Raw genomic sequence first — 2,771 nt, 5'->3', positions numbered from 1 at the left:
CTTATGATACGGTTCACCGAATCAAATATTAAGATAGTAAGTGACTTTAAATTGTTCTTTTGTTAATCACTTTTATTAAATCCCCAGATTGATAATCTTTTGGGCTAACAGTTTCTGTTATAATGCATAATGTTTTCCCTTGGATACTGTTCGAGAGACAATTACCTTATTTCATTTTTAAAAGTGCCATGGGCAGCCCAACTCCTCAAGCTGCCCCATGAATCCGTATCCATTATGTCTTATTTCTAGATTACTAAGTGCTAATCAGATAATAGTCTTATTGGTTTAAAAGATTAATAAACTCTTTCATGAACCCCGGAAGATCTGGCCATGCATGCCCCGAAACGAGATTACCTTGAACATGGAGAGGATTTGTTATATAGGTTGCTCCATCTGCTTCTACATCCGGCTTACAGGCGATATAGGCTGTCAATTCTCGACCTTCCAAGTATTGACGAACGGTTGTTAACACCTGACTTGCATGGCAAATGGCCCCCACAGGTTTATTTGCTTCAAAAAAATGCGCGACAATTCTTGGAACATGTTCATTTAAGCGAATGTATTCCGGAGCCCTACCTCCTGGAATAATGAGCCCATCGAATTCGTCCGGATTTACATCTTCAAAAGCTAACTGTGCTTCAATTAAGTATCCTTTGCTTTCCGTATAAGTATCCCATCCAATAAAGTCATGGACTACCGTTTGCAGCTTCTTCTTTGATGGTGCTGCTATTTGTACCTCGATGTCTTCTTCAAGGCAACGAAAATACGGATAATAAATTTCCAATGCCTCTACAGCATCTCCTGCTAGGATTAAAACTTTTTTTGACACTTTAAAACTCCCCCTGTTAAAAAATTAGGCTATTGCCTTTATTTATATATTCTTAATGCTTCTAATAATTCCCTTATACTCGAAAATAAATAGTATCATTAGCCTCATATCCAGCAAAGATCATACGCAATACCGCATTTGTAGCTTATCTTTTCATACACATCACGTTAGTAACGCTTCATCGCAGCCCATTGAACGGGCGATAAATAGCATCAAATCGTCACATGAAGACGACATGTGACCAAAAACTCTATTAAAAAACCCTTCGTACCAACCGGAACGAAGGGTTCTTGCAAATATATATAATTACCTTTTAATACACATCACGTTGATAACGTCCTTGCTTCTGCATATCTTTTAGATGTGCTTCTGCTTCATCGCGGCTCATCGCACCTTCTTTTTCAATTACATTAATAAGGGTTTCATGGACGTCTTTCGCCATATATTCCTTATCTCCGCACACGTTATAACAAAAAATTCCACTCTACAAATAAAAGTGGAATTCCTTTAGTAAATCATATCTGGGCACAATCTATAACCTCATTTAACACTTATGGTACGGTTCATCGTATAAAGTTTATCAGCGAAATTAGGAACATAGTTTATTTTGTAAGTACAAAGAGGAATAATTCGTGCATGATTTAGATTTAAAATATATATTTGAATCAGCCTATTTTTAGTTATGGTAGCAGCTGGAATTACTGCTATTTCCAAAATGACTAATTAAAAATATCCTAACACTAATTTCTCTAAAAAGTTTTCCGATTTACGACTGGCTCGAGCAACTTCCTAGCTTCCAAGTGGACGACTGAATAGATTTCCAGAAGAGGTACATTGTATTCAGTGGCAGCCTCTTTTATCTCTTCATACTCGGGTGTTATTTTGTAAATCTTATCACCTTCGTATCCAATTTTAACTGTCAAATTCCCATAAAGAGTTTCTATCTTTTCAAAACGACGTGACAGGATTCTCCTTGCGCATTCGGACTTACGAACACCAAAAGTACTGGTTTCTTTAAGTAGAAGCTCTTCCATCGCTATACTATCTTGTGGCTTTGTAAGAACCGTAATAAGTGAACCGGGTCTGCTTTTTTTCATTGTTACTGGAGTAAAATAAACATCTAGTGCCCCGTGCTTTAGAACCTTTTCCATAACATATCCCAACGTTTCCCCAGTTATATCATCTAACTGACACTCAAGTATGGTTATTGTCTCTCTTTGAGGTTCATCATTTGCCTGAAACAGAAGAACTCGTAATACATTCGGATGATTGAAATTCTTTTTTCCAGCCCCATAACCAATCCGCTCTATTGACATGGCAGGCATATGGCCATATTCATCAGCCAGTGCTTTTAGAAATCCGGCTCCTGTTGGGGTCGTTAACTCTCCCCTTACATGAAAATCTGCTAAAGGAACTCCTCTTAAAATTTCAGCAGTAGCCGGAGCAGGAATCGGATAAAGACCATGTGCCATCATGACTTTCCCAAATCCTGTTGGAACAGGCGAAGCAATGATCTTATCGATTCCTAGGTTCTCAAGGGCCAAACATACCCCGATTACATCTATAATCGAATCCATTGCCCCCACCTCATGAAAGTGGACATCTTTTGGATCCATGCCATGTATTTTACCCTCTGCCTCAGCAATCACTTGAAAAACAGCACTACTTCTTTTCTTAACCCGGCTAGGTAATTTGCTTTCATTTATCATATTTAAAATAGTCGAAGCTTTTCTGTGTGAATGATGATGATCATGGAAATGATCCTGTTCTTCATGGCCGTGGTGATGACCCTTATCTGAATGGCTGTTGTCCTCATGATGGTGATGGTGCTCACTATGGGAATGTCCATCGTCTTCATGATGGTGATGATGCTCACCATGGGAATGACTATGGTCTTCATGATGGTGATGATGATCGCCATGAGAATGACTATGGCCTTCAT

At 38.6% G+C, this 2,771-nt stretch carries 2 protein-coding genes and 1 pseudogene; all 3 read right to left on the bottom strand.

What is annotated here, in order from left to right; all coding sequences use genetic code 11:
• Positions 1-277: 277 nt before the first annotated feature.
• Entirely contained in the window at positions 278-829 is a 552-nt protein-coding gene (locus V7137_RS28265; protein WP_335701140.1) for a DJ-1/PfpI family protein, read from the bottom strand.
• A gap of 313 nt (positions 830-1,142) precedes the next feature.
• A pseudogene (locus V7137_RS28260) lies at positions 1,143-1,292 on the bottom strand (protein CysJ); the annotation flags it as partial.
• A 286-nt stretch (positions 1,293-1,578) separates the two neighbouring features.
• The coding region (gene larC, locus V7137_RS28255) for a nickel pincer cofactor biosynthesis protein LarC (protein ID WP_335701139.1) at positions 1,579-2,771 on the bottom strand (1,193 nt) is incomplete at its 5' end.

Source organism: Neobacillus drentensis (assembly GCF_036962765.1).
In the GTDB taxonomy this organism is placed as follows: domain Bacteria; phylum Bacillota; class Bacilli; order Bacillales; family Cytobacillaceae; genus Neobacillus; species Neobacillus drentensis_C.
Note: the sequence above shows the minus strand (reverse complement) of the source record. Positions and strands in the feature narration are given on the sequence as shown.